A 25319-nucleotide genomic window follows, 5' to 3' on the forward strand; every position below is an offset into this window, starting at 1 on the left:
TAGTTAAGCCCTCCATCGCCGATGATACTGCATGGTAGCGTGTGGGAAAGTAGGTCGCCGCCAAGGAATATTTCAAAAAGCCCTGATTCGAAAGAATCAGGGCTTTTTTGCGTCTACCAACCCGGACCGATGGGCGTGTGGGACGGGTGTTCCATTTCCCCCTTGACGAAATCGTTTTCAAAAACCAAGCTTCACCAAAAGAATATTACTCCAAGGAGACACCCGAGACATGTTCACCCGCGCCATAACCCGCCGTCCGTCTGAAGAAATGGTCAATGGCATCACCTCCGCCAATCTGGGTAAGCCTGATTTTGCCCTGGCCCTGAAGCAACACGACATCTACTGCCAAACCCTGGCCGATCTCGGCCTGGACGTGACCGTGCTTGACGCTGAGCCTGGTTACCCGGATTGCTGTTTCGTGGAAGACACCGCCGTGGTCTGCGCGCATGTGGCCGTCCTGACGCCGCTCGGCGCGCCTTCCCGCCAGGGCGAGCAAAAAACCATCGAGCCGGAACTTGCCAAGCACAAGCCCTTGGTCAAGATCGCTCCGCCCGCGCTCATCGAAGGCGGCGACGTGTTGCAGGTGGAGGACACCTTCTATGTCGGTTTGTCCGATCGGACCAACAACGAGGGCGCCCTGGCCCTGGCCCATGCCGTCGCACCCCATGGTTACAAGACCGAAATCATTGCCTGCTGCCCCAGCCTGCATTTCAAGACTGACGTCAACTTTATCGGCAACAATACTCTCCTGCTCTCGCCCTGCTGCAACGAGATGGAACAACTCTCCGGCTTTAAAAGGATTATCGTGGACGATGACGAGGCATACGCCCGCAACTGCCTGTACATCAACGGCACCGTCATCGTGCCTGACGGTTTTCCCAAGACCTTGGAAAAGGTTCGGGCCACCGGGATCAGAACCGTGGTCATCGACGTGTCCGAATTCCGCAAACTCGACGGCGGCCTGACCTGTCTGTCCCTCAGATTCTAACAACATACGGGAGTGAGAATGTGGAAACGTTTTTTTTCGAAACAGGCGCGGAGGCCTTCAGGATTGTTTGGCCGCTTTGTTGCCTCACGGATTTTCGATAAGGGCAACGATTCCTTGAACACCTCGATGGTGGCTCTTGTCGCAGCGCGCAACGGCGATGCAATCCTGGAAATAGGGTTCGGATGCGGCACCGTTATCAGGGAGATGGGTGACCTTGTGGGGGACGGGGTTGTCGAGGGAATAGATTTTTCCGATGCCATGATGCATGTGGCAAAGAAACGCAACCGGCACCACATCCGAAAGGGACGCGTCAGGTTGACGCACGGTGACTTCGATACTGCGGTGTATCCCGACGGGGCCTTTAACGCAGTCTGTTCTGCCAATACCATTTATTTTTGGTCCGATCCTTCCCAGACCTGCGCTCGAATCCATGAGGTGCTCAAACCGGGCGGAAAGGTCGTGTTGGCGTTTGTGGACAAGGGGAAAATGGAAACCATGCCCCTGGATATGGAGGTCTTTCGCCCAGTCTCCTGCGCTGCTGCCCTGGAGATGCTGGAATCCGTCGGGTTTTCATCGGTTCAGGCCCATGCCGTTGGAGACGGGGGAGCCATGTTCTGCGTGACCGGTCTCAAGGAACGCTAGAGGGTACGCTTCGACGGCCTGTGAACCTTTTGGAATTTATTTCTGAGACGGTCACAAACGTTCAAGCCAAGCATGTTCAAGGACGCCATAAAAGCCCACCAGAATCGTTCTGGTGGGCTTTTTTCTTGTCGTGTGTCCGCCAACTGGCCTTGAAAGCTCCGGGTATGCGTGTCATGGCGGTCCCGGACAGGGGAAGCAGAGACTCCATTCACAGGTGTTCCCTTGCCGCGGCCGCCCGGGAGTTCATTGCCCTAATATTCGGTAACGCGCTTTGGCAGCGTGAACAACCAGAGTTTGGAGGCGGTGCCGGTGGGGGAAAGTTCTATCTTGGTTTCCACGGGCTTGTCATTGTATCTGACCTGGCCGGACGGATCCACTGTGTACTTGGCCGCTTTGGTGACCGGTTTGCCGTTCTCGTCGTTGACCGGGTTGACGGTCTCGAAGGTGAAACCGAAGTCGTTGTCGGAGGTCACGGCCAGGGTGCGCATGTCGGGCAGCAGGGCCACGCCTTCCGCCTTGCCGGGCTTCCAGCCGTAGTCCTTGATGTCGATGAGCTTGGTCTTTTTCACATAGGTGACGCCCAGGGCTTCCACTGCGCTGCGATCAGCCAGGGTTTCCAGCTCGTTGCCGCCAGCTGCCTTGATGTTCGAAATGTCGGTAGCGTCGGAAATATCGATGACATAGATCGGGATACGGGTCTTGCCGTCACTGCATTTGCCCCGTTCGATGAGGATGAATTCGGTATCGGAGATGGCGTGCAGGTCGCCGATCTTGGCCTCGGCGGAGTTCGGGTAGGTGTCGACGTTGTGCGGGTATGCGAATTGCTTGACCGAACCGGTTGCGGGGTCGAGATAGAGCAGGCGGATGAAGGTGGCTTTGGATTTCTTGACATTGCCGTCCACGTCGCAGATGGACTGGATGGCGGACAGCACCTTGTTGGAAGGGGTCACGGCAATGCCTTCCAGGCCGCGGTTGGGCTGGCGTGTCGTGGCGATCATGGGCAGTTCCTTGCCCGGCACATATTTCTTGATGATGCGGCCGTTGTAGCCGTCTATTTTAGCGATGAACGGACCGTATTCGTCACAGATCCAGAGATTGCGATTGTCTTCGCGATCGATGGCGATGCCTTCGGTATCGAGTCCGTCAGGATCAAAGGCGAGCTTCTTGAGGGAATCGTTCAGGGGAATTTCGCCGGTGGCGCCCACGGACCCGATGGGAATGGCGCGGCCGGAAATGGGTTTCATGTTCTCGTTCTTGAGCGTGATCAGGCTGGCCAGCACGGCATGGCCGTCCTTGACGCGGATGGCCCCGAAGGAGGGGGCGAAATCAGGGGCGGGAAACATCTTGGTGGCCGTGGTCTTGCCGCCCTCAACGTATTTCGGGGCGTCGGCATTGGGGCCGCGATCGCTGATGGCGTAGAAGATGCGGGCTCCGTCAGCACCCTTGCCGACATAGGTCATGCCCGAGCCGATACCGATGGTGAAGCCTTCGGGAAATCGGTCGGCGTACACGCCGGTATAGGGGACGAAAAAGTCCTTGGGAATTTCTATGTCGTATTTCTCGACGACCACATCGGCGGCCAGACAGGGCAGTGCCGTGGACAGGAATAACAGGGCGGAAAGGAACAGATTGCGCAGCATGAGAGCCTCCTGAAGATTTGTTCTCCGCTGTATAGTGAATCAATGTTCGAGTGGTGTGCCGCAATTGTGAAGATTGCGTTACCGATTGCCGTAAAAAAAAGGGCCGGACAGCGATTTGCCGCCCGGCCCGGAGTGTTATGGTGCTCGGTGATTATTTCTTTTTCAGCAGGCCGCCCAGTGGGTTATTGGTCTTTGTGTCAGTGGTGGAGCCTGTGGAGCCGGAATTTTGGGAACCGCCGAGGAGGTCCTTCTTGAGTTTCTCCTCCAACCTCTTGGCGCCTTGCTTGAACGTGCCCTTGAACAGGGCCTCGCCCATGGCCTTCAAATCCAGGCTTATCTTAGGATCGTTCAGGTCGCCCTTGACGTTGATGGGCAGGGGCAGTCCCTTCAGGTCTTCCATGGACGCACCGTCCTGGCCTTCCAGGGTGCCGACCACGGTGACCGTGGCCGTGTAGTCGGTGTTGTTCCTGGGCAGGTTGGCCCATCCCTTGCCGGTCACGCGCAGCAGCGGCGATTTCATGAGCAGGTCCTGATTGTCAATGAGCCCGTTGGTGATGGTGGCCGACCCGAGCAGTTCGGCAAAGTCGGTTTTTGCCGGTTCATCCGCGCTGACGGCCTTGCCCTTGAGCTGGTTCCAGCCGTCGCGGATCATCTTGGCCACGTTCACGCCCATGACGGCCCCATCGGTGAAGGCAAAGGACGCGGTTCCGGTGACGGACTTTTTGATGTTGTCCGGGGTCAGGCCAAAGCCCTTGAGGTCATACTTGGCCGAGGTGGTTCCGTGCAGGTGGTCCTTGCCCACCAGGTCCTTGAGCAGCGGTCCGGCCAGCACGCCCTTGAGCCCGCCTTTTTCGCCCCAGGTGGCAACCTTGGGGTTGGCGTCCAGCCAGCCTTCGGCAGAGTAGGAGCCGTCATAGAGGTTCAGGGAGACCGGCTGGGCCTTGAGCACACCGTTCTTGGCCGTGAGCTGGCACAGGATGTCGGTGATGGTCAGGTTCATGACCTTGAGCTTGCCCACGGTCAGTTTGGCGGCCAGATCAAGACCCTTGAGACCGCTCAGGTCCGGTTCCTCTGCGGGCTTGTCGTTGGTTGCGGCAGTTGGTCCGGCCTGCGTTGTGTCGCCGGGCGTATCGGACTTGGGCGGGAGGTATCTGTCCACATCCATGGTGTCCACGTTGACGTTGAGGTTCATGGCCGGTTTGTTGAAATTCTTGACCGAGCCGTCTACCGTGACCGTGGTGTCGTCGAGTTTGACGGTCATCTTCTCCAGGGAAACATTTGACTCGGTGCCGTTGAACTTGAGGTCGGCCGACAGCGCTTCGAGCGCCTTGGGGTCAGCCGTGGCAGGGACTTCCATGCCGATCTCCTGCATGAGCTTGCGGACGGAGGCTTCTGCCAGCTTCAGTTCGCCGGAATAGGAGGCGGTGCCGTCCTTGGCCTTGGCAAAGAACAGGCCGGTGATTTCCAGGTTGAGGGCGCTGAAAGTGAATTGGTCGATCTCCATGCTTCCGGTATCCTGGTCAAGTTTGGCAAAGCCGGTCAATGTGGGCCGGGTTTCGATATTGGGATTATCCAGCTTGAGGTCGAAGCGCAGCTCAAAGGGGAAGCGCACCCCATTGCCCACCTCGCCGACGATGAGATTCAGGTTGTTGATCGAGGTTTTGGTTCCCGCCTGCCGGTCATCGAACATGACGTTGGCGTTGGTGATCTCGATGCCCTGGACGGACAGCATTTCCGAAGGTTTCTTGGCCGTGTCGCCGCTCTTTTTTTCAGTCGGCTCCACAGCGTCTTTTGTATCGGTTGCCGCAGCCTTGGTCAGGTCGTCCCAGTTGGTGACACCCTTTGCATTTTTGGCCAGATTGAGGGTGAGCCCGTCCAATACGACCGTGCCGACGGACAGATTGCCCGAAAACAGCGGCATGATTCGGATGGAGGCCTCGGCCTTGTTGATGCGTACCATCTCGTCGGGGGCGAACCCCGGTGCGTTGCCCAGCGCCATGGGCCCGACATCCAGTCCCAGCCAGGGAAAGAAATTGAAACCGATATCGCCTTCGAATTTGAGGTCACGACCGGTCTGTTCCTTGACGGCCTGGGAGATTTCCGCCTTGTATTCGTTGGGATCGACCAGGACCACCAGGGCGATGGCTGCCACGACAAAAAGAAGGACAATTGCTGCTGCCGATATCAGGCTGATTTTTATGATTTTGGACATGGGTAGCTCCTAGAAGAGTGTTTGTAGAAGTTCACTTGCACCGGCTCCGCCTGTGGAGCGGATATCTTTTTCCGTGTCGGCTATGTAGCTGAACATGCCGTCCAGAGCCCGGTCGGTGACGTAGTCCACGGGGTCAAAGGCCACACCGGTCAGATTGCTCATCTGCTGGGCTGCGGTCAGGGCGTTCAGGTATTGACCGGCATCGGTCGCGTCCAGGCTCTTGCTGACAATGGGTTTTGCCAGTTTTTTGAGCGATGGTCGCGCGGAATTTTCAAAATATCGGGTGATCGAGTCGTCGTCGCCTCCGATCATGGAGGCAGGGTTGCCGATGTCCAGGGACTGGATGGCGTTCTGGAAGAGGGGGCCAAGGGACGGGACCGAGGATTCGGCCGCCGAGTTCAGGGCCGAGACCAGCCCGGAGGCTGCACTGCCGCTTGCCTTGCTGAACAAATCCGGTAAGGGCAGGGCCAGAGCTTCATTATTGGAGAATCCTCCGTTGACACCGAGGGAGGAAACAGCGGAATCCGTACCCATTGAGAGCACTTGCTTGATGCCTGCCTCGGCCTGGGAAGGTGTGTAGGGTAATCCCATGGCCGTGGCTCCTGCATCTCCCATGCCCTTGATGGCGTCGCCCCATGCCGCGTGGCCGGGGGCGGTCCAGACCAGGATGGTCAGTAAAAGTATGAGGGGAATGGGAGAATATTTCGATTTCATGACCGGCTCCTCGTTACGATTGAGAACTGATAGTCGGGAATGTACCATGGTGAAAGTTCTCTGCCTAGGGGGCGGATTGCGATTCCGACAAAAAGGCGGACGGTCCCGGACCGCCCGCCCTGGATGCGGCTATTGCGAGGACAGTCTTTTGATGCCGGGGTGGTCCGAGGGTATTCTGGTCGCTCTGAAGAGATGGCTGTCCGGCCCTTTGTTCCTGCCTTCGTGCTTGTATTCCCAGACGGGCTTGGCGTCACCCGTGACTTCGAAGATGCGTGCGTCCGTGCCGTCGCATATGAGCGTGTTGCCGTTGGCCAGCCGCTGGGCGCCGGAGACGTGGTCGGCAAAGAACGGAGAGCCGCCTGCATCGTTGTAGGACCAGACCACCTGGGCATTGAGGCGGGTGGTCTTGAAGTAGTATTCGGGCTTGATCTCGATGATGTCAGACCGTTTCTCCCGGCGGTCGCCGTTGTTGAAGATCAGGATGGTCTCATCACCGGGCTTGCCGTTTGGAATCCATTGGGCGTCATGCTGTCCCATGAGGGAAGGCCGACCCGAAGCCCCGTAGGCTGCCGGATTGCCCCAACGGAAGAGGATGTCGCCGCCCCGGCGCATGAGTCCGCCGGAACTGGCGGCGGCCTGGGCCGTGCTGGTGGAGTGGTCGATGATCCAGATTTCGTTCGTGTTGCGCAGGCTGACCACGATCTGGTTCAGGGCCGGATTGAAGTCGATGGAGTTGGCGTGCTGCCAATCGGCCTGGCGCGTGGGGTTGTAGTTTAAATCGATGCGCTGGGGCAGGCGGACCGGGCTCGCATAGTTGGGGGCGGACTGGTTGGAATCCTGCACCAGATGGTCCCAGGCGTGCCACTCCCACACGATGTAGCCGCTCCTCGGGCCGGATTTGCGAACCTCCACGATGTGCTCCACCCAGAGCTTGCCCTCGGGATGGGAACGCAGGGAGCCGCCCGCAGCCTCGATATCCGAGGCGTGCTTCATCTCCCATGCCAGAAGCAGGACGTTGCCGTTGGGCAGAGGTTCGACATCATGGTGCTGCCGGACATCTGATGATACGTAGCTGTATTCCCAGACAATTTGTCCGCGTGGCGACACTTCCTGTATGATGCCTCCGTTCACGCCCTTTCCTTCGAACGGCGTGCGAACCTCGCCCTTGGCCGGAGATACCGTCCGAAGCAGGTTGCCGTTGTTCAGGAGATAGACCGCACCGGCAGAGGTATCCTTGCTTGTCCACTTCTTGAAAATGCTACCCTGCATGTCCACCAGGTAGGTCTCGGTTCCACCTATGGGCGCGAACAGGGTATAACCGGTGGAAGAACCGGAGCTCTCTGCTTTGGATGCGGCCGGAAGGGCGGTCGTTTTGGCGGGGGCGGCCGTCTGCGGTTTGGCCAGGGAGGCGGTGGTCGTCGGTTGCGGAGCGGCCGGTTTGGCCTGCTGGGCCACGGGCCTGGGCTGCGGACGGGGCTGAGGCTGGGATGCCTGTTCCGCTGTGTCTTGCCCCTCTTGTCTGCTCTTGTCGTCCATTCGATCCAGCTCTGCCTTTGACAGGCAGCCGTCACCGTTGTGGTCCACGCGCCAGAATTGCTGCTGGAGCGGACCCTGTGCCTCGTTGATGGTGATGCAGCCGTTGCCGTCAGCGTCCAGCTCCAGCAGCATGATTTCAGAGGATTTCGGGCCGCTTTTACGCGGGGCAGGCGATTCCTTGAGGACCGAGTGCTGCGGCTCGACCATGGCCAGGGCGTCCGGTTCGGGTTGAGGCGCAGGTGGTTGGACCGGAGCAAGGACTGGCTCGGGTGTTGCGACCGGTGCCTGCTTTGGTGCCTGCTCCAGAACCTGTGGCTGTTCCAGAATCTTTGGCTGTTCCGGTTCAGGTTCCGGCGTTGCAATGCTCTGGGGCGCAGGAGTCTGGGCCACTTCGGGGAGTTGCACCGGGATGCTTCGGGTTTCGGGCAGGGCCGGGGCATTTCGGGTGTCGAGCAGGGCCGTGGTCACGGCTGCGGTGTAGCCGGAATCAAAACTGGGCAGGTTCTGTGTAAATTCACTCCGGTTGGCGTCCTTGATCCGGGCGTCGAGTTTGTCTGCCGTGAATCGGAAGCCGTTGGTCTTGTATCCCACGTTGAGCATGGTTTCGGATTTGCGGTCCAGGCTCGGGTTGGCCTGAAACACGGATTTGCCCTTGTAGCCGCCCTGGATGACCGAGTCCTGCACCCGGATTTCGCTGCCGGGACCGTTGAGGAAACGGGTGTCCTTGCATTCGCATTCGTTGGCCCAGACCACGGTTTTGATCAGGATTGTGGTGTTGGCGCTGGTGTCGCCCTGGTGGATGGCCGGACCGTCCTTGGTGGAGCGGTTGCCGGTGAGGGTGCAGTAGTAGAAGATGGGTGCGGCCCCGCCGTCGTTGGCCATGCCGCCGCCGTGCACCGCTTCATTGTTGCGAAAAATGGAGTTGAGCAGGATCGGCGCGGCCCCGAAGTCGTTGTACATGCCGCCTCCCTTGAAATCGCTCAGGTTGGAGTCGAATTCGCAGGACACGAAAAGGGGTTTGGTGCGCAGCGCATTGGCCACGCCGCCGCCGTAGGCCATGGCCGAGTTCTGCCAGAAGGTGCAGTCTATGAACCGTGGAGAGGTCTCAGGTACGCCTGTGGGGTCGTTCGACGGCGAAGTCATGTTGTAGACCGCGCCGCCCTCAAGGGCCTGGTTGTCCTGGAAGACGCAGTTGCGCACTTCTGGCGAGGCCTGGAAGTTGATCATGCCAGCCCCCTGGCCGTTGCCGGGACCGGACACGATGACGGAGGCGGTCAGTTGGTCGCCTCCCTGCCAGCGGGCGTTCCTGCTGTAACCACCGGTGACGGTAAAACCGTCGAGCACGGCCCGGTCCGCCCCGGTGACCACGTGAAAGACGTTGTCGTCGGGAACCCCCATCTGGCCGATGTCGCCGGAAAGAGTCGTTTGATGCTTCTTGAAGTTCCGTTTGCCCAGCTCGACCTCAGTGCCTGAGAAACCGCCGTAGATCTCCACCCCCGGAACCAGTTTGAAGGTGGCGGCACGGCCCGCGCTCGGGTTGGGCGTATAGACGCCTTCGGCAACCCATATCTGGTCGCCGTCCGCAGCGCTCGCCAGGGCCTGATCCAACTCCTGCATGGCTGAGGCCCAGGAAGAGCCGTCACCGGGTTGGGTCGCCTTGGAATCGACATGCACTGTCCGGGCGTGGGCGTTGACGGGATATAGCAGGGTGCAGAGAAACAGGGCGAGAATCAGTCGGCGTATCATCATGAACATTCCTTGAAAGGTCTCACTTGTCCTTGAGGGATTGAGTGTGGGTGATCTGTTTTGGTCGCCATCATGCCTGATTTTACCCCTGCATGGCTAGTCCCTTTATGAGACCGAAGCAGCCTGCCAGCATCATGTCTCCGCCCGGGGACGGGAAGGTTACATCGAATCCGTTCAACATGCTCCGGCGGGGACCGAGAACGAATGTGGGTTGGAATCCGTCAGCTCCGTCAGGCAGGTCATTGCACAGACAGCCGTGGCCGCGTTCCTCGAAGACCTGTTCAAAGGACAGGCAGCCGCAGCGGAAATCGGCCAGGTCCTTCCAGAGTTTGTCGCCGTCCACACAGCCGGTATGCTGTTCATAGACGCCGTGGATGCGGCCGTCGAACAGGAGAAAGGCGATCAAATGGGAGTTGCCGATGTTGACCAGCGTGATGCCGCGCTCATGACTGAGGCGCTCGATTTCGTCCACATAGAGCGCACCGAGCACCGCTGCGGCTCCGGTGTCGGCCACGGGTCCGCCGCCGATGTCCGCCTGGAGATCGGCCAGCCGGGTAAGCATGGCGGGCGGGGTCCGGTAGACCAGGGCTTCTGGGCGACCGTCCGCCTCGTGCAGCAGGTTTTGCCAGAGCTTGAAGCGGCCCATGCGGTTGGACTGCCCCGGATGAAACCCGTGGTCCTGGGCGCAGGCCGCGATCTCATCGGGCCAGGGAAGCTCTGCGGCGGTCAGGAAAGTCTGCCACCAGGCCTCATCGAAATCCGTGAGCCGGACCGGCTCGAACCCGGCGGGACACGCCTCGGTCAGCGTGATGCCCATGTCCGTGACACGTGTCAGGTCGTCGGCCATGGTGTAGGCCGCGCTTTCGGTGGATGCGACTTGCAGCCCGGCCTTGAGATGGGCGTTTATGAACCGGGTCACGCCGCCGCCCATGTTGCGGTGGTGGAGCCAGATGTTTCTGCCCTGCACGCGCAATCCCTCCATGCGCCGGCCGATTTGCAGGGCCGGGGAGGGGAGGACGAATTTTGGACAGTTTTCAATATTGATATCGGGTGAATGGAGCAGCACGTCCTGGGTGCCGCTGCCGATGTCGAGGCAGAGTGTGGTGTTCAAAGGTTTCTCCTTGGGAATATGTCCCGATCTTGTTACACCGGGGAGGGCAAAGGGGCAAGAAGTCCGCGTTTCCTGTCGGGTTGACACCGGCTGCGCACGGCGTCATGGTGCGTCATGCTGACGTTCACCCTTGTCTCCCTGGCCGTGCTCGTCCTGTTTACCCTGATACGGTTTGGTGCATTTCTTGTGTCCAACGCTCTGGCCGGACAACTCTCGGAAATCCGCCGGGGCGTGGACGGGTTGAGTTTGGCCGTGGTCCGGGGGGTGGTCACGGCCTTGGCAGCAGATGTCGTGGCCCTGCCAAGTTGTCTGCTGCTCGCCTGCACCGAGCGCTCCCCAGGCGGTATGGGGACTCCCATCCTGATGGTGCATGGCCTTTACCACAACCGCACAGCCTGGCAGTTTTTCAAGTTCCGACTGCGTCGGGCGGGGTTTTCCAACCTGCACACCTTCGGCTACAACAGCTTTACCAGGGATTTCGACCATGCCCTGAAAGGCATGGAACAGAAATTGGAAGCACTGCTTGGGAAGGAACCTGACGCCAAGGTGATCCTCATGGGCCACAGCCTTGGTGGGCTGGTCTGTCGCTGTGCAGCGGCCAATCCGCGTTTCAATCATTGCGTGGCAGGGCTTATCACCTTGGGGTCGCCGCACAAAGGCAGTGATCTTGCTCGGTTCGGCGGCAACCGCATGGCCCGCGATCTCATTCCAGGTCGGTTCATTTCCCGCGCCGTGGCAGGCGCGTCCGATCCGGACTGTCCGAAGCTCGGTATATACACCCTGACCGATGACTATGTTTTCCCCTTAGACATGCTTCGCACCGGCCGGACCGGTTGGCAAGAGCGGATATGTTCACCCATGGGGCATGTCTGGATGCTATACTCTGCGGAAGTTGCTGATATGACGATTGATTTTTTGGTGGCAACCGAGAGTGCAGGATAGGTCTTTCAAGCCGCTTCGTCCTAACAAAAAAGGGCCTCCTTGGAGGCCCTTTTTTGTTATTCGGTGAATTCGAGAATCTTGGCCTTGAGGTCGTCAGGCTTGAACGGTTTGGTGATAAAGGAGGTGACCCCGGTCTTGGCCGCCAGGCTTTGCTGGGAAGCCTCGGATTCAGTGGTGACCATGATAATGGGTATGTCTTCCAGGCCGGGGGTGGAGCGGATCTTGGAGACCAGTTCCATACCGTCCATGATGGGCATGTTCATGTCCGTGATGATGATTTCGAACTCCTCGCCCTGTTCGATGAAGTCGTAGGCTTCTTCGCCGTTGGTGGCCATGAACGGTTCAAAGCCGAGGTCCGTGAGGATTGCCCGGTGCATGGCGCACATGGAGCGGGAGTCGTCCGCAGCCAGGGCCTTGCGGGTACCGGTGGCGACGGAAGGCAGTCGTTCCAGGTCAGCATCGGCCCTTGTGCCGCCGATTGCGTTCAGTGCGGAACGGAATTCCTCGATGATTTCCGGATCCTTGGATTCGGCCAGGGCGTCGATCAGGGCATCGCCCACGCCCTGTGATTCATACAGGGCATCGAAAATGGCGGTGGCCTTGGAGGAAATGACCGCCTTTGCCAGCCGGTCGGATTGGTCATCAGCCTTGGTTATCAGGCTGGTCAGGGTGGATATCATGCCCGGATTGACGTGCTGCTCCAGCCCGCCGATGACCGCCATGAGAATGAGTTCATCGGTCTCTGCCAGTCCATCGACAAGGCAGATGATGCCCTTCATCGTGCCGATGCGGCCGAGGGCCTCATATACGGCGTAGCGGACATTTTCATCCTGGGCCAACCCTTTGTCGAAGGCGGCTACCAGGCCGTTTGCGCCCGAACGGTCGCGCAGGAAGCCCAGAACGTTGGCGGCGAGAATTTTGCTATCTGTATCACCTGCATCGAAGGTTCCCAGCAGCTGAGGCACGCAGGGTGAGCCGATGTTGATGAGTGCGTCGGTGATGATGCGCCGGACCGTGGGGTTCTTGTGGTGCAGTCGTTCCACCAGGAATGCGATGGTGTCGGTCGAGGCCTGGCGGGCCAGGGCTTCCACAGCTTTCCATGTGGTGATGTCGCACACCTCGAAACGGTCTGGGGCCTCGCTCTCGAGAATGATTGCCTTGAATTGCTCTATGGATTCCGGGTCTGCGAATTTGCCCAGGGCCTCGATGCAGGAGGACTGGATGAAGGCATCTTCATGGAAGAGGAATCCTCTGAATACGGGCACGGCCGATTCGTCACCGATGCGGGCCAGGGAGGTGAGAATCTCCATGAGACGATCAATGTCTGGTTCGGCCTGCGCCAGTTTCACCAGGGGAGCCGTAGCGGCCTTGATGGCGTATTCGCCCGCAACACGGATGCACAAAATGCTCAAGCCGCTATGGGGGTCGCTCAAGCCTTCTATGACATTGTCTTCGTTGCTGGACAGCACAGCGTTAAGGGCGTTGACTACCATATAGTCGATGGAGGTATCTCCCACCGGGCTTTTGAGTAGATCAACCAAGCCGGGAAGGGCCTCGGGGTCCTTGCTGCCGGATATTTCATTGAGGATCGTAATCTGATCCAGGAATTCCTTATCTCGAAACTTATCAAGCCTTGCCATGACATCTCCACGCTTTTTAAAAATGCAGCGGCCTACTCAAAGCAGAATTCAATGGTGAAGGTCCCGTCCTTTGTCGTGAAGGGGATGGCCATTATCGGAGCCTTCGCCATATGGGAAATTGTGTGATTGTCTCCCATGACGACGGTCGGGGTGGAGCCTTGGAAGACGAGTCCCTTTTCCGCCAGACCTGCACGGGCCTGGCCGGATATCATGTTGGTCAGTTCGCCAACGGCATCCTTGACGTCCTGCATGATATCATCGATTTCGTCACCCAGCATATTCTTGACGATGGCTACGGCACATCCCTTGGAGAAAGAGAGAGATACGCTGCCATTTTTCTTGCCGGTGATACCTACCATTCCGGACACGTCTCCGGCGGCAACGGTGTTTCTCTTGACGTAGGGCTTGCCGACCTCGGGTTTGATAAAGGCCATGGTGGACAGTACGTCTATGGCTGCTTTGATGAAGGGCTTCGCCAGTTCAACATCCATGTGTTTTTCTCCTTGGAAAAATAGCAGTAAGATTCAACCTTCTCAGTTATCCTAAAGAATTGGAGAAAGTCGAGTAATTATTCTTCATTCAGATGCGTGACAGCTAAGTCTCACATTACAAATACCTAACCGACTATGAGACAAAGGGTCAAGACGTGTATAACTAATTATACACGTTGAGTTGTTTTTTCTTTGTTCGAGATTGTGTTTCCCCTCAGACCCCGTCTCACTCAATGGTGCCGAAGGATATGGCAGATCGTCAAGCATCTTTCCAGTGCTTGACACATGCCAAATCATCCTCATAGGTTCATACAAAATTCAACAGGAAGCGTAAATCGTGAAGACCTACACCATTCATCCCATAGTCATGGGGACCAAGGTTTTTGACAAGGGCATGATGACCTATCAACAGGGATACGGCACCCCGTATACCATCCCGATCTATACCTGGTATATTGAGGGCGGCGACAAGAACATCCTGGTGGACACCGGGGAGATGCAGCCCATCGTGTCGGCCGAGCGCGAACAGGCCATCGGCGGCAAGATATATACCTTTGAGGAAGGGCTGGCCAAATACGGCCTCAAGCCCGAGGATATCGACATCATCATCCACACCCATCTGCACAACGATCATTGCGAAAACGACTACAAGTGCGTCAATGCAAAGATATATGTGCACGAGAAGGAGATGGAGTCCGTGTACAACCCCCACCCGCTGGATTTCCGTTATCTGGAGGACTACGTGGACGATGCCAAGGAAAACGGCCAGATTGTCACCGTGGCCGAGGATACCGAGGTCCTGCCGGGCATCACCATGATCCATACCCCGGCCCACACTCCGGGGGGCATGTCCATCAAGATCGAGACCGACAAGGGGTCGGTCCTTATCTGCGGGTTCTGCACCATCCTGGAGAACCTGGACCCGCCAAAGGAAGTCCGGGCCATGGAGATGGAAGTCATTCCGCCCGGCACCAACACCGGTCCGTATGAGGCCTACGACATTTTGCTGAAGGCCAAGGACATGGCCGACTTCGTCCTGCCGCTCCATGAGCCCAAATGGGCGTCCATGGAAACCGTGCCCGAGTAAATCGCGGCGGGGAGCTTCCCGAGAGGAGGCTCCCCGTTTTTCTTGCCATTGCACCTGAGCGGGGAGTACCGTTCACACCATGTCCCCAATCATACTCGCCATATTGCCCATATTCGGGCTGATCCTGCTGGGATTCGTCCTGCGCAGGCTCGATTTTCCCGGAATCGGTTTCTGGCCTGTGTCCGAGCGCCTGACCTACTATGTCCTGTTTCCGGCCATGCTGGTCAGCGGACTTGCCGGGCGGCATTTTGACGGTTCGGCCATGGGGATCGGTCTGACTCTGGCCTCGGCCATCTGTCTTGTGGGCGCGTTCCTGGTGCTCACCCGGACCATGTTCAATCTGGACGGCCCGGTCTTCACCTCGGTTTTTCAGGGAGCCATCCGGCCCAACACCTACGTGGGGCTTTCGGCTGCGGCCGCATTGCTCGGCCCGGACTGGATGACGCTTTCGGCCGTGGCCCTGCTCACCCTCATTCCCCTGGTCAACGTCCTTTGCGTGCTGGTGCTTTCGCGCCACGGCAAACACGGCGGCGGCCTGGGCAGGGTGGGGCTGGAGCTGCTCAAGAATCCCCTCATCCTGGCCTGCGTGGCGGGGTTGATCCTGAGCGGGCTCAATCTGGAACTGCCCGGCGTGGTTCTGGATCTGCTGACCATCCTGGGCAAGGCGGCCCTGCCGCTCGGCCTGCTGGCCGTGGGCGCAGGACTGCAATTCGAAGGGATCGGCGCGACAACCATGCCCGTGGGGCTGGCTTCTTTGTCCCATCTCGTGGCCCTGCCCCTGGCCGCCTACGGCTGTGCCCGGCTGTTCGGCGTGGAGGGGCTGGCCCGTGACGCGGCGCTGATCTACACAGCCATTCCGGTGTCCGTATCCGCCTTTATCCTGGCGCGCCAGATGGGCGGAGACCATCGGGTCATGGCCCTGATCATCACTGCGCAGACTGTTTTGTCCGCAGTGACCATGCCCCTGATACTGGCCCTGCTTGGCAGTTGATCCGGCACGGGGTGCCTGAAACCGGGAGTTCAAGCTCTTGGGAAAACCCCTTGATTCGAGCGGGGAATTGGGACAGTATGCCGCTAATTTGCTGTTCCCCGTATTGATAAGGAGTATTCAATGGCTAAAGATTTCAGAGAATATCTTGTTGAAGCGTCCCGGCATGAACTGTTCGGCCGCGTGTTCAAGGAACTGGCCATCGGGCTCAAGGTGGTGGTCTCCTTCCAGGCCAGCGAGACCCATGCCTGCTACCCGGAAAAGACCCTGGACGATCCTTACGAATATACCCGCTGGGAAGTCGCCCTGCGTTCCTCCACCCCGGCCATCGACGTGCCCAAGGCCGGCGCCTGGGAATACCTCAAGCACAACTATTGGGCCAAGCCCTTTGACAAGCCTGATTTTCAGCGTGCCCTGGTGGGAGAGAACATCCCCACCAAGGACTGCCAGCAGATTCTGGAGGATGTCATCGAATACGCCAAGCTCAAGGGGCACCTGGATTCCGAAGAAGAAATCCGCGTGTTGGAGCCGGACGAAGAGGTCAAGAAGATTTCCGCTTGCGGCGGCTGCGGCGGCAAGAAGAAAGCTGCCAAGTCAGCCGAAAAGTAAACAAGATGACCAAGGCATAAAAGGCCCGCTCTCAACAGAGAGCGGGCCTTTGTCGTTAACGGCCGTATCTGGCTGTCAGGGTTGCCGAGCCCAGTGAATGGGCGTTCAGGAAAAAGCCGACCATGGCTGCGGAACTGTCCGCTCCGAGATCGAGCTTCTCGACATTCAGGGCGTGGACAGTGAAGATATACCGGTGTTCCCCATGATGCTCCGGGGGACAAGCCCCGCCATAGCCGGGTGCGCCGAAGTCCGTCCGGCTCTGGACCGTGCCTTCCGGGAGACGACCGCCTTCGGCAAGGCCGGTCGCTGTTTTGGGGATATCGAACACCACCCAGTGCCACCAGCCGCTTCCCGTGGGGGCATCCGGATCGTAGACGGTCACGGCAAAGCTCCTGGTTCCGGCAGGCGGGTTCTGCCACTGAAGGGCGGGCGAAATGTTTTCGCCGGTGCAGCCGAAACCGTTGAGCAGGTGTTTCGGGGGCAGCGTGCCGCCATCCTTGACGGTCGGGCTGGTCAGGGTGAAGCCGTCCGCCATGCAGGCCGGGGCAAAGGTTAAAGCTAGGGCAAAGGCCAGGGCCAGGGAAAGGGAAAAACGTGTCCTATGCATGAAATGCCTCCTTTGATGTTGGAGGCGTTCTAGCAGTCCGTATGGATGGGCGCAGTCACGATCCGGCCAAAGGTTGATCCAAAACGGCGTTGTACTGCAATATCTGGCTCGGACTGACGCCGAACCGTTCCCGGAACAGTCCGGCAAAGCGTGAGGCCGAGTTGTAACCGCACCGGTATGCCGTTTCTCCCACGGTCGCAGTGCCGGTTTGGAGCATGGCCAGCCCGGAGTTGAGCCTGACCTCCCGGAAAAGGCTTCGGAGAGATGTGTTTTCTTCGTTCAGGTGCCGCCGGAGGGAACGCTCGCTTGTTCCCAGTTTGGCCGCGATGGCCTCGGCGGTCCAGGCCCTGCCCGGTTCCATGCCGATGAGTCGGCAGCACCGTGAACTCCATGTTGAAACCGCGTCCCACAGCAGCGGCAGACAGTCGGTGCGTTCGGCCATGAGCAGAAGCAACTCTTCGCGGCAGAGCGAGAGGAGCCTTTTGTTGTCCGGGCTGGCCGCTGCCATGTGCAGCAGGTGGTTCAACGATGATCCCACAAGGGCATCGCAGTCTGTTTTCAGCGCTTCCAGGGACAACGGCGGGCGGATTTCCGGGCCGGACCTTTCCGAAACCACCCGTCCGACCATGTCCTCATCATAGACAAGGCAGAGGGCGAGATACCGGCCGTTTGCTCTGTCCGGACGGTTTTCGATGATTGTCTCCATCCGGGCGGGATAGAGGAATCCCTGACCGGTCTTCAATTCTATTCTGTTTTCGCCGTGAATGATGGTTTTCGTCCCCGAGAGGATGAAGAAAAGGGCGGATTGGGGCAGGGAGACGGACAACAGCCGGTGGGATGCGGCGCTGGAAACCATGCCCAGAAACGGGATGGATGTGGGGCCTTCGCCGGGCGAAAGCCTGCCCATGAGTGTCTGGAGATGTCGTATTGTGGCCGAGGTGTCCATGCCCGGAGGATAACAGCGGCGGAACCGGTTCACAAGCGGCGGCTAGCCGAAGAAAAAGGTCAGCACGACCACGTAGGCCAGGGCGGGCAGCAGATTGGCCAGCCGGATTTCGGTCAGTTCCAGCAGGTTGATGCCGATGCCCACGATGAGCAGGCCGCCGCATCCGGTGATCTGTGCGATCATCATGTCCGAGAAATATTGCTGGAAAAAGGAGGCCCCGATGGTGATGGACCCCTGGTAAAGGAGCACCGGGATGAACGAGAAGATGACCCCGGTCCCGTAGGTGGCGGCAAAGGCGATGGCCGCAAAGCCGTCCAGGATGGATTTGGTGTAGATCACGGTGGCGTCGCCCCGGATGCCTTCATCCAGGGAACCGATAATGGCCATGGCCCCGATGCAGAAGAGGAGCGAGGTGGTGACCAGGCCGTCCGTGAAGTTGTCATTCTTGGAGCGCACGATCCTCTTGAAGCGGTTGCCCAACCGCTCCAGCATGGAGTCGAGTCGCAGCAATTCCCCAGTGATGCCGCCGAGCAGCACGGAGAAGATGACGATGAGAATGTTGTCCACCTTGAGGGCCATTTGGATGCCGATGAGCAGCACGCACAATCCCAATCCCTGAAAGACGATGGTCCTGATCCGTTCCGGGAAGCGGGACTGCAGCCAGCAGCCGATGAGGGAACCGCCGATGATGGCGCAGGCATTGACGATGGATCCGATGGGTAACATGTATGCATCCTTGTTCAGGCGAAGACTCTCTGCAAAGCGGTGCTACCACCAAGAGGTAGGCGTGACAAGGATATTGACAGGGAGGTCGGCGTCCGCCCCGGCCGTGGAGGGCGCAGGGCGGACCGCACGAATCATGCTAGCGGCGGGGAGGAGGGCCGCTCTTGCCGCCACCGTTCGGAGGTCCATCCGGTCGGTCCTGTTTTTGTTTTTCCATGGCCTTGGCCTCTTCTTCCAGCAGCTTGCTGTATTGGAACATCTGGTCTTCGGTCAGGTGGGCAGACAGCTTCAGGCAGATATCCCACTCGAGGTTTTCCCGTTCCTTGCGCATTTCCTCCGGGGATTTGCGGTCTTCACCGGGCTTGTCCATGAGTGCGGACTTGCGCTCGCACTCTTCGGCCAGGATCGGTTTGATGGCTTTGGATTGTTCCGGCGTCAGGTTCAGCCGTTTTTCAAGCACGACAAGGCGCTCCTCGGCCGTAGGGACGGGAGGCGGCCCCATTTCTTCGCGTGAAGGCGGTTCATGGGAGGAGCAGGCAGCAACAAGGAACAGGGCCGTGAGGGCCAACAGAGTAAGGTGTCGTTTCATGGCGTTCTCGATTTGTTCGGGTTCACGAATTGCCCCAAGCCGGAAGTGCGACCGGGTTTGGGCGAAATGTCGGTATAAGCCAATGGCGGCGAAACACCATTCATATGATGTTAAAAGATGTGAAAGTTTGTTGTGCGCTGCTTTTGATTTCTATTCGAGTGTGCGCGACCCGAGGCAATGCTTTGGGACAGGAGATTGTGACAAGAATGTTGACAGGGGGGTGGCGGCTGCCCTATTAAGAACGTCTCCCGTGCCAGGGTGGCGGAATTGGTAGACGCAGCGGACTCAAAATCCGCCGGGCGCAAGCCTGTGGGGGTTCGAGTCCCCCCCTTGGTACCAGAATGAAATTGGCGGCTTGCGATGTATAATCGTAAGCCGCTATTTTGTTGTTTGCATAAAAGAAGGTCCGACTTGCTTTTTCTTATTCGTTGTTTTGCCCTTTCTTCTTCGCAGGGGCTATCGCGATTATCGCATTGCAAGGCGATTAATTCAGCTGGCGTTGCTTGCTGGAATGTTCAACGCAGGAGTAGCCAGCGCAATTATCTCGCAGGGGAAAAGTCGGTTGGGCGTGCCTCCTGAGTAGGGGTCGAAATGCTGATCGTCAGTGAGATCGTTGATGTTACCCATACCGTCCGAAGGATTACCCCAGCCAAAGTCGACAAACACCAGGCCTTGCTTGGTGTCTTCGCTGATGGAGGCCGAGAGGGTGATTTTACCGTAAGGAGAACTCACTTCGACTTCAGATTTATCCAGGATTCCGCGGGCTTCGGCATCCTCTGGATGTATGTAGACCAGAGGGATGGGGTAGGCCTTGGCCAAGGCGTGAAGGTTCTTGAACTTGGTGTGTACGAACTGAGTGGGTCTGCGGCTTGAACCCAAGAGTGTGAAGCCCTGCTCGGTCAGGTCGTCGAGCACAAGCGGCCTTCCTGCGGGATCGGCATAGACCGGCAGAGGAGCCGCGCCCAGGCGGTCAAACCACAGGGAGCTGAATTCCACTTTGCGTGAAGGCGTAGCAAATCCGTTGGCCCTATATTTGCGGTATTGTATGGGCGGAGTTGCAAAGACGATGTGTTTGGCTTCCATTTCTTCCATTTCTATTCCCGAAGGATTGGTCATGAATTCCACCCAACTCCTGTCGTCATGGAACGGATAGTCTTGATGCAGATTCATCTTTTCAGCCAACTGGTATTCAACTTCAAAGACCGAACGAGCCTCGCCCGCCGGCGGAGCGACCGGTCGACCCAGGGCGAAAAATCCGCCCTGGTGGCTGGAATAGGCCCTGTATCCGTAACTCTCAAAGGTGGAGGTCATGGGCAGGACCAAGTCTGCCAGGGCCGTGGTGGCAGTGGGAAAGATGTCGCAGGCCATAAGGAAGTCCAGTTTCTTCAAGGCGGCACTGGTGCGTGCGGAATTCGCCTGGATGAGTACCGGGTTTCCGTGGTGAACGATCATTGCCCTGGGGCGGTTTTTCTCCTCGCCCAGCAGGGCCTCTTTGATTGCCGGAAAGGGAACCTGTGGCGGCAGGGGAAAACGGTCGTATCCGATCCGTTGCTCGGTGGGCAGCGGTGCCGTGGGTAAGGTTGGGGGGTGGGGCATGGGCATGAAAACATTGCCTCCAGGAGTATCCAGGTTGCCTGTCAGCCCGATGAGGATGGCGATGGATCGGACTGCATCCACACCGTTGGTGTACATGTCCAGACCGTTTCCTTCGTAAATGACGGCTGCCTGTGCCCCGGCGTAGTCCCTGGCCAGTTTTGCAATGGTTTCCGCCGAAATGCCGGTAATGCCTTCGGCCCAGGCAGGGTCAAATTCTGTCACGTGTTTTTTTAGCTCGGCCAAGCCGTGGCCATGCTCTGCGACGAAGTCGCGGTCGTACAGATCTTCCTCGAGGATGACATGGATCATGGCCAGGCCAAGGGCCGTGTCGGTTCCGGGCTTGATGCGCAGCCACTGATCACAGGTTTTGGCTGTGGAGCTGTGAAAGGGATCAATGCATACAAGACGTGCGCCCCGTGCCCGAAGCCGGGGAAGGATGTTGTCCAGGCCGCCGTCATAGGTTGCATAGGCCGAAAAACGGCCGCCGCCTACAGGGTCGCTGCCCCAAAAAAGGACCAAATCCGTGTTCGCGTAATCGGGTTCAGCTCGTATGCCTCCGGTGACAGCCCGGAAGGCCATCATGCGGGGTCCCATACACAGGTTGGCGATACTGGTGAGATTCGGTGAGCCGAATGCGCCCATGAATTGCAAAAAACCGTCCCTGGCCAGGTAGGAGACCGGAGCACCCGCAAATCGTGCCAAGGCAAGAGGGCCGTGTTGCTCACGGATTTTGCCTAATCGATCCGCAGCCACGTCCAGCGCTTCGTCCCAGGATATCTCAGCAAAGCCCCCGCGTGTTTTCAGCAATGGCATTGTCAGCCTGTCAGGGGCATGGAGCGTTGCCACGTTGGCCTGGGCTTTGGAGCAGATACGTCCACGGTTCATGGGATGGTCCGGGTCGCCGGTTACCTGTAATTTCCCATTGGCTTCTTGCGTGACGAGAAGTCCGCAGTTGTTGTGGCAGCATTGGCATATGGTGCGCTGGGTATGGGTGTGCATATTGGTCTCTGGTGGTTATGATGGGATTGGTCAATGCCCCGGTGGTGATTGGGGGTGCGTCCAAGAAAAAGAGGCCGGGGTGTGGATGACGACCCGGCCTCTGTTTTAAGACAACCGTTATTGGTCCATGATTTTTTGGGAATTTTCCATAAAGCTCATGTCCACAACTGCATCCATGGGAATGGATTCCTTGATCATGCCGACGCTGATGGATTGTTTGACGATGGCCTCATGTCCTGAAGCGGTCACCAGGCCAGTGTGGCTGAAGGGCTTGCGCACGTCGTCCACTATCGCTTCGTCAATGGAACCCAGGAAGTAGCTCTTGACGTTTTCTGCGATCTCTTTACTCGAATGGGTGCTTTCCCACTTCATGGCCTTGGCAACGGCATTCGTGAATTTTTGCATGATTTCGGGGTTGTCTGTAGCGAATTCATCCGTGGTCAGGACGACCTTCAGGGGGTACTTGTCCGTTCCGAGCACAGCCATGTGCTGGGCGGGATCGTTCATGTCCACCAATACATGTCCGCCTCGGTTCAACATCTGGGCCTTATGCACGCCGCTGCCAAAAGTGGCGTCGATTGCGTGGTTGGTAAAAGCGGGAATGATGGCCGTTCCCGGCAGGTCGACAAAGGTGACGTCTTTTTCAGGATTGATACCATAGTGGAGCAGGACTGCGGAGACGAATGCGCGAGGGCCGGAACCTGGCATCTTGGCAGAGAGGTTTTTTCCCTTCAGATCCTCAGGTCTTTTGATTTCGGGTTGGGCGATTATACACCAGGGGTGGGAATCGGTGGTGGTCAGTATAATCTTCAGGACTTTGCCTTTTTCATAGGTCTTCAGGGCCTGATCGTAGCTGGTCAGACAGAGTTGCACTTCCTTTGCCAGGAGAGAGGCAACGGAAAGGGGGCTGGATTTGAAATTGACAAACTTGATGGCAAGCCCCTGCTCCTTGAAGTAACCGAGATTGTCCGCGAGATAGAGGGGGATTCCATAATCATCATGGCCGGGTTGGGCGATGATGACATTGGTCAGAGGTTCATCCCCTGCCTGAACTTTGACCGCAGCAAAAAACACAATGAAAGAGATCAATACAATTCCAACTTTAACCAAGCCTCGCACATTCATCGTCTGTCCTCCAAGAGTAGGGTTATAAGGCGGTGGGCCGCCATTTGAGAAGATACCGTTCCACCATTCCGAGCATGGCGTTGAGCACTGCCATAATGAGCATGAGAGTGATGATGCAGGTGAAGACGCGAGCGATGTTGTACATGCCGCCGGCGTATTCCACCATCCAGCCCAAACCTTCGTTCGCACCGATGTATTCACCCACCACAGCCCCGAGAAGGGCGGCGCCAAGTCCGGCCTTCACTCCGGCAAGAAGCCAGGGGGAGGATGAGGGCAGGATCACCTTTCGCATGATTTGCCCTTTTTTCGCGCCCATGAGCCGGGCGGCATTGACAAGAGTCTGATCCACGTTCTTGAACCCTGCATACGCGTTGAAAAGCACGAGGAAGTAGACCATGAGGGCGGCCAAAAAGATCTTGGACTGCATGCCGAGCCCGAACCACAGTATGAATATGGGACCGAGTGCCAGTTTCGGGATGCCGTAAAAGGCCATGATGATGGGGTCGAGAATCCTGGCCAACAAATCGATCTTTTCCAGGAGCAGGGCCGAGGCTATCCCTGTAAATGTGCCGATGAGCAATCCGGCTAGGGCTTCCTTCAGCGTGACAATGATATGGGGCATGATGTCGCCCGAGACAAAGGCTTCCTTCATGTCAAACAGGATTGCCGTGGGTTGGCTCATGAAGAAAGGGTCGAGCAGGTCGAAACGGACCAAGACCTCCCATGCGGACAATACCCCGAAAATCAGCATCAGCCGGAGAGCGAAGACCGTGGAGTTGGAACATCGTACAGGAGGCTTCATTTGCATTCTCCAGCCGCCTGCAAGACTTCCGTACGCAGATCATTCCAGATGAGTCTTTGCATCTCCACGAATTCTGGTTGGAATCTGGTTTCCAAGGCCGAGCGCGGGCGGGCCAGGGGGATGTCGTATTCGGTGTTGATTGTGGATGGCCGTGCGGTCATGAGAATGACGCGGTCACAGAGAGTGATTGCCTCGGTCAGGTCGTGGGTAACAAAGAGGATGGTCTTTTTCGTGTCCTGCCAGAGTTTCAATATCTCGTCCTGAAGCATTTCTTTGGTGAAGACATCCAAAGCGCCAAAAGGTTCGTCCATGAAAAGTGTATCGGATTGGGTGGCCAGGATGCGGATGATGGTCACCCGTTTTTTCATGCCTCCGGACAGTTCGTGGGGGTAACTGTTTTCAAAGCCGCCAAGCCCTGCTTTTTCAATGAGGTCCCGTGAAATTTCCCGGCGTTCCTTTTTTGCCTTCCCCTGCAACTCCAAGGCGAATTCCACATTGCCGAGTACTGTGCGCCAAGGCATGAGTGTATCCGCTTGGGACATGTACCCGATGCTTTGGGTGACGCCGGAGAGAGGTGCTCCATCCAGGTAAACTCGACCCTGGTTGGGGCTGACCAAACCGGCCATGATATTGAGCAGGGTGCTTTTTCCACAACCGCTCGGCCCGACAATACCCACAAACTCCTGCTCTTTCACCTGGATGTTCACGTCATGGAGAGCAGGAGTCTTCTGTCCTGCAGGAGAATGGTAGGAGTGGGTTATTCCGCAGGCCGAGAGCTTGAAATCATTGTCCGGGATTGTTTGCAGGATGTCTTTTGAGTGATCCATGCATTGCATTTCGACCATTGGACTGTTTTTTAGAGTAGTTGGCTCCACGGTTTTCATCATTACCTTTTCCATATCCAACAGGTTGTATCTCTGGGCAAGATGCTCGATGGCACCAAGAGATTTGGAGACTCGACTTTCCTTTACTGTGAATTCAAGCCATCGATTGTTCAGCGCAACAAGGGAAAACTTGGGCTCATCTTATATGCTAATGCGAGCATAATATAGATACTATCTATCTGGCGCATTCAGATATACTATGTGTTGAATTTGTGTCAACCACGACCTGCTATATTAAGCTTTCACAGCAGAAAGCAGGAGGGGAGAGCAGTGAAGTGCTTATTGTGTTGGGCCCATGGCAAGCACTTTAAAAAGTCTCGTAATACTGCCGATTCAAACCCGCCGCTTGGTGGCCAACAGGATGAATCCACCTCTGTGCCTGTGTGCGCTAACTCAGGGGCATTTAGTTTTTGATTTGCCCTGCATTGTTACAAAGCACTTTGAAAATAGTGCACAAGAAGGCGTTGTCGCGTGGAGGCAACAATGGGCGTGCATTATTGTCTGTCGCGCATTTGAGGCAAACATGTGAGGTTGTGGGGGAAAAGGCGAAATTAAGACCTACAATCCGCCGGGCGCTAGCATGTGTATGTGGGGCGAGCCCTCCTCCTGGTACCAAAATAAAATTAGCGGCTTACGATGGATAATCGTGGGCCGCTTTTTGTCTGCAAGGGGGGGCACCCTCCTGGTTCCAAAAAAAAGAGG

21 protein-coding genes and 1 tRNA gene are annotated in these 25319 nt (G+C 57.6%); 7 read left to right on the forward strand and 15 right to left on the reverse strand.

What is annotated here, in order from left to right; genetic code table 11:
• Positions 1–229 precede the first annotated feature (229 nt).
• Both DWB63_RS06945 and DWB63_RS06950 read left to right on the forward strand, forming a co-directional pair.
• Positions 230–988, forward strand: coding sequence for an arginine deiminase family protein (locus tag DWB63_RS06945; RefSeq protein ID WP_128328098.1), 759 nt, complete (start codon positions 230–232; stop codon positions 986–988).
• 114 nt (positions 989–1102) lie between these two features.
• Positions 1103–1630, forward strand: a complete 528-nt coding sequence (locus tag DWB63_RS06950) for a class I SAM-dependent methyltransferase (protein WP_164879802.1) — start codon at positions 1103–1105, stop codon at positions 1628–1630.
• 251 nt (positions 1631–1881) lie between these two features.
• Here DWB63_RS06950 and DWB63_RS06955 read toward each other — a convergent pair whose 3' ends face one another.
• The 5 genes from DWB63_RS06955 to DWB63_RS06975 all read right to left on the reverse strand — a co-directional run bounded on the left by DWB63_RS06955 (position 1882) and on the right by DWB63_RS06975 (position 10589).
• Positions 1882–3270: an esterase-like activity of phytase family protein gene (locus DWB63_RS06955; protein WP_128328100.1), complete on the reverse strand. Its 1389-nt coding sequence runs from the start codon at positions 3268–3270 to the stop codon at positions 1882–1884.
• A 151-nt stretch (positions 3271–3421) separates the two neighbouring features.
• A complete protein-coding gene (locus DWB63_RS06960) occupies positions 3422–5482 on the reverse strand; it encodes an AsmA family protein (protein ID WP_128328101.1) in 2061 nt (686 codons plus the stop codon).
• Between the two features lie 9 nt (positions 5483–5491).
• A complete protein-coding gene (locus DWB63_RS06965; protein WP_164879803.1) occupies positions 5492–6196 on the reverse strand; it encodes a DUF4197 domain-containing protein in 705 nt (234 codons plus the stop codon).
• Between the two features lie 129 nt (positions 6197–6325).
• Positions 6326–9481, reverse strand: coding sequence for an aryl-sulfate sulfotransferase (locus DWB63_RS06970; protein WP_128328103.1), 3156 nt, complete (start codon positions 9479–9481; stop codon positions 6326–6328).
• Positions 9482–9560: 79 nt separating this feature from the next.
• The gene (locus DWB63_RS06975; RefSeq protein ID WP_128328104.1) at positions 9561–10589 is read right to left on the reverse strand and encodes a DUF1786 domain-containing protein; all 1029 of its coding nucleotides are present in this window, start codon (positions 10587–10589) and stop codon (positions 9561–9563) included.
• A 114-nt stretch (positions 10590–10703) separates the two neighbouring features.
• On the opposite strand from DWB63_RS06975, the gene DWB63_RS06980 reads away from it, so the two are divergent.
• On the forward strand, positions 10704–11531 hold the full coding sequence (locus tag DWB63_RS06980) for an alpha/beta fold hydrolase (RefSeq protein WP_128328105.1): 828 nt from the start codon (positions 10704–10706) through the stop codon (positions 11529–11531).
• Between the two features lie 56 nt (positions 11532–11587).
• Here DWB63_RS06980 and DWB63_RS06985 read toward each other — a convergent pair whose 3' ends face one another.
• Both DWB63_RS06985 and DWB63_RS06990 read right to left on the reverse strand, forming a co-directional pair.
• Positions 11588–13171 carry a HEAT repeat domain-containing protein gene (locus DWB63_RS06985; RefSeq protein WP_128328106.1) on the reverse strand — a complete coding sequence of 528 codons (1584 nt, stop codon included), beginning with the start codon at positions 13169–13171 and terminating at the stop codon, positions 11588–11590.
• 32 nt (positions 13172–13203) lie between these two features.
• Positions 13204–13662, reverse strand: coding sequence for a chemotaxis protein CheX (locus tag DWB63_RS06990; RefSeq protein ID WP_128328107.1), 459 nt, complete (start codon positions 13660–13662; stop codon positions 13204–13206).
• A gap of 337 nt (positions 13663–13999) precedes the next feature.
• Here DWB63_RS06990 and DWB63_RS06995 point away from each other — a divergent pair, with 337 nt between their 5' ends.
• The 3 genes from DWB63_RS06995 (at position 14000) to DWB63_RS07005 (ending at position 16346) form a co-directional block, all read left to right on the forward strand.
• Positions 14000–14749: an N-acyl homoserine lactonase family protein gene (locus DWB63_RS06995; RefSeq protein WP_128328108.1), complete on the forward strand. Its 750-nt coding sequence runs from the start codon at positions 14000–14002 to the stop codon at positions 14747–14749.
• 79 nt (positions 14750–14828) lie between these two features.
• On the forward strand, positions 14829–15740 hold the full coding sequence (locus DWB63_RS07000) for an AEC family transporter (protein ID WP_128328109.1): 912 nt from the start codon (positions 14829–14831) through the stop codon (positions 15738–15740).
• 120 nt (positions 15741–15860) lie between these two features.
• Entirely contained in the window at positions 15861–16346 is a 486-nt protein-coding gene (locus DWB63_RS07005; protein ID WP_128328110.1) for a hypothetical protein, read from the forward strand.
• Between the two features lie 55 nt (positions 16347–16401).
• Here DWB63_RS07005 and DWB63_RS07010 read toward each other — a convergent pair whose 3' ends face one another.
• The 4 genes from DWB63_RS07010 to DWB63_RS07025 all read right to left on the reverse strand — a co-directional run bounded on the left by DWB63_RS07010 (position 16402) and on the right by DWB63_RS07025 (position 19211).
• On the reverse strand, positions 16402–16953 hold the full coding sequence (locus DWB63_RS07010; protein WP_128328111.1) for a YbhB/YbcL family Raf kinase inhibitor-like protein: 552 nt from the start codon (positions 16951–16953) through the stop codon (positions 16402–16404).
• Between the two features lie 55 nt (positions 16954–17008).
• The gene (locus DWB63_RS07015) at positions 17009–17899 is read right to left on the reverse strand and encodes an AraC family transcriptional regulator (RefSeq protein WP_164879804.1); all 891 of its coding nucleotides are present in this window, start codon (positions 17897–17899) and stop codon (positions 17009–17011) included.
• Positions 17900–17941: 42 nt separating this feature from the next.
• Positions 17942–18625 (reverse strand): DUF554 domain-containing protein, encoded by a 684-nt coding sequence (locus tag DWB63_RS07020; protein ID WP_128328113.1) that lies wholly within the window; start codon positions 18623–18625, stop codon positions 17942–17944.
• A gap of 136 nt (positions 18626–18761) precedes the next feature.
• Positions 18762–19211, reverse strand: coding sequence for a hypothetical protein (locus DWB63_RS07025; RefSeq protein WP_128328114.1), 450 nt, complete (start codon positions 19209–19211; stop codon positions 18762–18764).
• Between the two features lie 252 nt (positions 19212–19463).
• Here DWB63_RS07025 and DWB63_RS07030 point away from each other — a divergent pair.
• Positions 19464–19550 (forward strand) — tRNA-Leu (locus DWB63_RS07030).
• Between the two features lie 150 nt (positions 19551–19700).
• Here the strand turns inward: DWB63_RS07030 and DWB63_RS07035 are convergent.
• The 4 genes from DWB63_RS07035 to DWB63_RS07050 all read right to left on the reverse strand — a co-directional run bounded on the left by DWB63_RS07035 (position 19701) and on the right by DWB63_RS07050 (position 24560).
• On the reverse strand, positions 19701–21806 hold the full coding sequence (locus tag DWB63_RS07035; protein ID WP_128328115.1) for a molybdopterin-dependent oxidoreductase: 2106 nt from the start codon (positions 21804–21806) through the stop codon (positions 19701–19703).
• Between the two features lie 117 nt (positions 21807–21923).
• A complete protein-coding gene (locus DWB63_RS07040; protein ID WP_164879805.1) occupies positions 21924–22895 on the reverse strand; it encodes an ABC transporter substrate-binding protein in 972 nt (323 codons plus the stop codon).
• 58 nt (positions 22896–22953) lie between these two features.
• The gene (locus DWB63_RS07045) at positions 22954–23733 is read right to left on the reverse strand and encodes an ABC transporter permease (protein ID WP_128328117.1); all 780 of its coding nucleotides are present in this window, start codon (positions 23731–23733) and stop codon (positions 22954–22956) included.
• Positions 23730–24560, reverse strand: a complete 831-nt coding sequence (locus tag DWB63_RS07050) for an ABC transporter ATP-binding protein (protein WP_128328118.1) — start codon at positions 24558–24560, stop codon at positions 23730–23732. The genes DWB63_RS07045 and DWB63_RS07050 overlap by 4 nt, the downstream gene beginning before the upstream one ends.
• Between the last annotated feature and the right edge of the window lie 759 nt (positions 24561–25319).

Source organism: Pseudodesulfovibrio sp. S3 (genome assembly GCF_004025585.1).
GTDB lineage: Bacteria > Desulfobacterota > Desulfovibrionia > Desulfovibrionales > Desulfovibrionaceae > Pseudodesulfovibrio.

What these genes read in the sequence shown, in the direction of transcription:
- DWB63_RS06945 (WP_128328098.1), top strand. Translation starts at nt 230, where the DNA reads ATGTTCACCCGCGCCATAACCCGCCGTCCGTCTGAAGAAATGGTCAAT.
- DWB63_RS06955 (WP_128328100.1), bottom strand. Translation starts at nt 3,270, where the DNA reads ATGCTGCGCAATCTGTTCCTTTCCGCCCTGTTATTCCTGTCCACGGCA.
- DWB63_RS06960 (WP_128328101.1), bottom strand. Translation starts at nt 5,482, where the DNA reads ATGTCCAAAATCATAAAAATCAGCCTGATATCGGCAGCAGCAATTGTC.
- DWB63_RS06965 (WP_164879803.1), bottom strand. Translation starts at nt 6,196, where the DNA reads ATGAAATCGAAATATTCTCCCATTCCCCTCATACTTTTACTGACCATC.
- DWB63_RS06970 (WP_128328103.1), bottom strand. Translation starts at nt 9,481, where the DNA reads ATGATGATACGCCGACTGATTCTCGCCCTGTTTCTCTGCACCCTGCTA.
- DWB63_RS06980 (WP_128328105.1), top strand. Translation starts at nt 10,704, where the DNA reads ATGCTGACGTTCACCCTTGTCTCCCTGGCCGTGCTCGTCCTGTTTACC.
- DWB63_RS06985 (WP_128328106.1), bottom strand. Translation starts at nt 13,171, where the DNA reads ATGGCAAGGCTTGATAAGTTTCGAGATAAGGAATTCCTGGATCAGATT.
- DWB63_RS06990 (WP_128328107.1), bottom strand. Translation starts at nt 13,662, where the DNA reads ATGGATGTTGAACTGGCGAAGCCCTTCATCAAAGCAGCCATAGACGTA.
- DWB63_RS07000 (WP_128328109.1), top strand. Translation starts at nt 14,829, where the DNA reads ATGTCCCCAATCATACTCGCCATATTGCCCATATTCGGGCTGATCCTG.
- DWB63_RS07005 (WP_128328110.1), top strand. Translation starts at nt 15,861, where the DNA reads ATGGCTAAAGATTTCAGAGAATATCTTGTTGAAGCGTCCCGGCATGAA.
- DWB63_RS07010 (WP_128328111.1), bottom strand. Translation starts at nt 16,953, where the DNA reads ATGCATAGGACACGTTTTTCCCTTTCCCTGGCCCTGGCCTTTGCCCTA.
- DWB63_RS07015 (WP_164879804.1), bottom strand. Translation starts at nt 17,899, where the DNA reads ATGGACACCTCGGCCACAATACGACATCTCCAGACACTCATGGGCAGG.
- DWB63_RS07020 (WP_128328113.1), bottom strand. Translation starts at nt 18,625, where the DNA reads ATGTTACCCATCGGATCCATCGTCAATGCCTGCGCCATCATCGGCGGT.
- DWB63_RS07025 (WP_128328114.1), bottom strand. Translation starts at nt 19,211, where the DNA reads ATGAAACGACACCTTACTCTGTTGGCCCTCACGGCCCTGTTCCTTGTT.
- DWB63_RS07035 (WP_128328115.1), bottom strand. Translation starts at nt 21,806, where the DNA reads ATGCACACCCATACCCAGCGCACCATATGCCAATGCTGCCACAACAAC.
- DWB63_RS07045 (WP_128328117.1), bottom strand. Translation starts at nt 23,733, where the DNA reads ATGAAGCCTCCTGTACGATGTTCCAACTCCACGGTCTTCGCTCTCCGG.
- DWB63_RS07050 (WP_128328118.1), bottom strand. Translation starts at nt 24,560, where the DNA reads ATGGATCACTCAAAAGACATCCTGCAAACAATCCCGGACAATGATTTC.